The following is a 3,834-nucleotide window of genomic DNA, read 5'->3' on the forward strand; positions in this document are numbered from 1 at the left end:
TCCGTACAAAAAAAGCTGAAATATTGGATTAAAAATTGTAACTTAAGTCCGAATATTATAGTAACAATAGATGTTGATCCTGTAAGTTTTTTTTAACGATCATTTGAAACTAGACTATCTATAGCTAACCCAAGCAAGTTCTTCCTACATCATACTGCGATTTATTCACGGTATTGTAAGTTAAAAGACTGAACAGCATCTCGGCCGCTAATGCGTAGCAGAATGGTGGTTGTCAGTAAACACTTCAGTTGCAAATATTAAAAAATTTACCAAAAGGCAAAAAAACCCCGTTGTGCTGGTTTTGACTCTATAATAATTTAAATTGGCGCTGTAATAATTTACTGACGCTTAATCTAAGCGCAATTTGGCTGAATGCAGAAAAAATCCAAAAGACATGCAGACGCTATAACTTGATATAATTCGCCAAAAAATACCTTAAGTTTTTTACTGAACTTCGTCATTGAACCCACGCAGATCAAAAATAAGTTGTGAGTCAGAAATACCCTTATTACCATTATAATGAGGCTTTAAGTATGTGGAAGTAATTTTCTCCGTTGGAGTAAAAAATTTTTTTTATAGTTAACCAAAGTAAGATCAAGAGAGATTTACCACTTTCTTTATAAAGGGTTTGATGTTACCATTTACGAACTATCCTAAATTTATTAAATGAACATTAACATAAAGAATTTAGTTCATGCTTTTTCCAAATTGCCAAGTCTAGGGCCATCATCATCAAGAAGGTTAGTTATACACTTACTCCAAAACAAGGAGAAAGTTATGCTACCTCTTGCATCTTTGATTAAAGAGCTGGCAGATCTTATAATAGAGTGTAAGGTTTGCGGAAATCTAGATACTCAATCACCTTGTTCTATTTGTACCAACCCAAAGCGTGACACTAAGCTAATGTGCGTAGTAGAAGAATTAGGCGACTTATGGGCATTTGAAAAAGGAAGTATATATTCAGGTATGTACCATGTTTTGGGTGGTAGATTATCAGCAATAAATGGCATAGGTCCAGAAGAACTCAACCTTGATAATATTCCTAAAAGAGTCACAGAGTTTAAAATTGAAGAGATCATTATCGCAATTAATCCAACATTGGAGGGCCAAGTTACCGTACAGTATATAATTGAATCGCTAAAAAATTTAGATGTGAAAGTATCACGCCTTGCTTGTGGTATACCAATGGGTGGCGAAATTGATTACCTAGATGAAGGAACGTTAAAAGCAGCACTCACTTCAAGACAAGAATATGAGTCGAATATAAAATAGGACATGTACTTAAAAAAACTTATATTGCCAATAACCTTCGGAAGAAAAGAAACAGTGCTACCAATCAAGGTGGTGGATTGGGAAAATGACCACCTAAACTATAAGTACTTTTCAGGTAAATTCAACACTATAATAAAAACAACTGGCCAGTCTTTTACAATAATATCTTTAGAAGGATATGCAGATGGAGCAAGACATTTTTTTGAAAGAGTGGGCAAAAGAGTTAAAGCAACAAAATGAAATTGCAGCTTACTGTAGCGCATGGAACATCAATGTATTGGACCAATCACTGCCTTCTTTTTTAAATTTTCTATTTGAAGACTTATTCGCGCCATATGAAGTAAAAAGAAGTGTCATATAACATTTCAAGAACATAAACCAAGAGCTATTTTCTTTAAACACACTAGAAAAGCTAATCAGTAAATCTCCACTTGCTATGCTTTCCATATTGCTTGACCTTACAAAAGGGGTCGATAGAAAAGACATTAGCTCTATACTGAGAGAGTTGAGTATTCTTCAGAGAGAAGAGAAAAAACATTAAGGATTTAAAACACAATTAGCAAGAGTAGTTAATAGAATTAGGAAAGACAAAAACATCTACATAATGGTGGATAACCCTGATATATTCCATAATAAATGTATTGTTGATTTTCTGGAATCTATAAAGTACATGCTTAACACAGAGAAGGACTTGTTCTCATTATTTCTGTCAGTAGAGATAAGAGTAATGTACATAAGGCTATTAACACAATACTTGGGTAAAATTTTGATCTGAGGTCTTTTATTGATCTCTTTTTACACTTATCAAAACAACCGATAAAAATTTTATACAAGAACTATTTTAAAATATAAAGTTACCGAAAAAATTAAAAAGTTTAATTATAAACAATTTTATATTTTATATAGAAAGTCTACCGCTATTGTTAGAAACAATAAAATACCGCGTAAAAAAAATAAAACTATGTCTTTTAAACTATGTAAAGGAAGAATCCGCCCGCCCCAAATTTATTTTCGTTTCTGATAATACTATAATCAACAGGTATCGGCGTATATGAGGAACTGGATTACTCATATTAGAAGGCATTAGAAAAAATTGAAAATGAATATAGACCTGTAGTATTGAACTACATAAATAGCCAGGAAGAATGGGAAAAGCTTAAAACCTTTTTTAAGGCTGCTTTTATAAGGAGAAAGGTTCAGAGGCCAACAAGCTCGTAAAGTAAATAAGGAACATTCTGTTTTGAAAGTACCCCTGTCTTTGTGCACCAAAAACAGGGGTAACATTTAGTAACCACGGCCACCTTCACTTAGAAACTTCTGATGAAGGCTCTTGTTTATGTGTAGTACTAGATTGCTCTTTATTCATATTGTTAAACAAACTAATCTTCTCTTTTACAGGTATTAAATTTGCACTTGAAGAATTTTTTGATTTCTGAGCAGTATTAGTATTTTTAATAATCTGCTGCATTATTGGACTAAACTTTCCAACATTGCCATCCACTGCTTTACCGTTGTCACTCAAAGCGGTTGTCGATACTCTACTTCCCTGTGGCTTCAAGTATGGAGTAGAGCCATTCATCCCTTCAATAACAGGTCACAAATAATATTTAACGACACATTTATATGTTTAAATTGTCTACCAGAACTCTTATTCTGAGTATCCTGCTCAAAAATTGCTTTTATTCCAGCAAATCTAGTTTGGTAAGATTTTGGAAGAACAGGTGGAGCAATCTTTCCAAGTTTTATTACTTTTTCTAACTCATTCTACGACTATAACTCAGTTTCTGGCGCTCTTGCGGTACCTGCTGAGTAATCACCTTTTGAGTTAACCTTTCCTTTGTTTTTAGGAAAAATTTTTAGATTATTTTTTTCTACTGTAGTAGTCATTTTTTACCTCTAAGCCTATCAACCAATAGAATTATAAACTTAAAGACATTAATTTTATAATAACAATGCTGATAGGCTAAATATTTACTCTAGCTTCAATAAGCATTGCCAGAGGATTTTCTATATAATGTTTAAAGGCGTTTAAAAATTTTGCTCCTAACACCCCGTCAACTGCTCTGTGGTCAACAGAGAGCGTTACTGTTATTATCTCTACTATCTCTATTTTTTCATCGATAACAATAGGCTGCTTTTTAGATGTACCAATAGCCATAATGCAAGACTGTGGTGGATTGATTATAGCGCTAAAAGCTTTTATACCGAACATTCCTAAGTTGGAGATAGTAAATCCGCCTCCTTGAAATTCTTCTGGTTCCAATTTTCCAGACCTTGCTCTGATTACTAAATCTTTCACTTCTTTTGATATAGACAAAATACCTTTTTCATCAGCATTTTTCACTATAGGAGTAATGAGCCCATCTTCAAGTGCTACAGCGATTGAAATATCTATATTTGCATACCTCAGTATTTTATTATCTATCCACGAAGAATTTATATCAGGAAATTTTTTCATGCTGAAAGCCACAGCTTTTATAATTAAGTCATTAATTGTTACTTTATTGTTTTCATCTGCTGAGTTAATCTCACTTTTGAGCGATATTAGCTTATCAACTTGGC

At 33.0% G+C, this 3,834-nt stretch carries 4 protein-coding genes; 2 read left to right on the forward strand and 2 right to left on the reverse strand.

The genetic code is table 11. The features are described from left to right. Positions 1-672: 672 nt before the first annotated feature. Positions 673-1,272, forward strand: a complete 600-nt coding sequence (gene recR / locus CCY16_RS01675; protein ID WP_179946023.1) for a recombination mediator RecR — start codon at positions 673-675, stop codon at positions 1,270-1,272. A gap of 3 nt (positions 1,273-1,275) precedes the next feature. Continuing rightward, the gene (locus CCY16_RS06040) at positions 1,276-1,512 is read left to right on the forward strand and encodes a hypothetical protein (protein ID WP_245800710.1); all 237 of its coding nucleotides are present in this window, start codon (positions 1,276-1,278) and stop codon (positions 1,510-1,512) included. Between the two features lie 1,063 nt (positions 1,513-2,575). Here CCY16_RS06040 and CCY16_RS01685 read toward each other — a convergent pair. Then, positions 2,576-2,851 carry a hypothetical protein gene (locus tag CCY16_RS01685; RefSeq protein WP_088414484.1) on the reverse strand — a complete coding sequence of 92 codons (276 nt, stop codon included), beginning with the start codon at positions 2,849-2,851 and terminating at the stop codon, positions 2,576-2,578. A 384-nt stretch (positions 2,852-3,235) separates the two neighbouring features. Further along, the coding region (locus CCY16_RS01690; RefSeq protein WP_143696895.1) for a dihydrolipoamide acetyltransferase family protein at positions 3,236-3,834 on the reverse strand (599 nt) is incomplete at its 5' end.

It is taken from the genome of Wolbachia endosymbiont of Wuchereria bancrofti (genome assembly GCF_002204235.2).
In the GTDB taxonomy this organism is placed as follows: domain Bacteria; phylum Pseudomonadota; class Alphaproteobacteria; order Rickettsiales; family Anaplasmataceae; genus Wolbachia.

Excerpts from the sequence above, each read along its gene's own strand:
- CCY16_RS06040 (WP_245800710.1), top strand. The coding sequence starts at position 1,276 with ATGTACTTAAAAAAACTTATATTGCCAATAACCTTCGGAAGAAAAGAA.
- CCY16_RS01685 (WP_088414484.1), bottom strand. The coding sequence starts at position 2,851 with ATGAATGGCTCTACTCCATACTTGAAGCCACAGGGAAGTAGAGTATCG.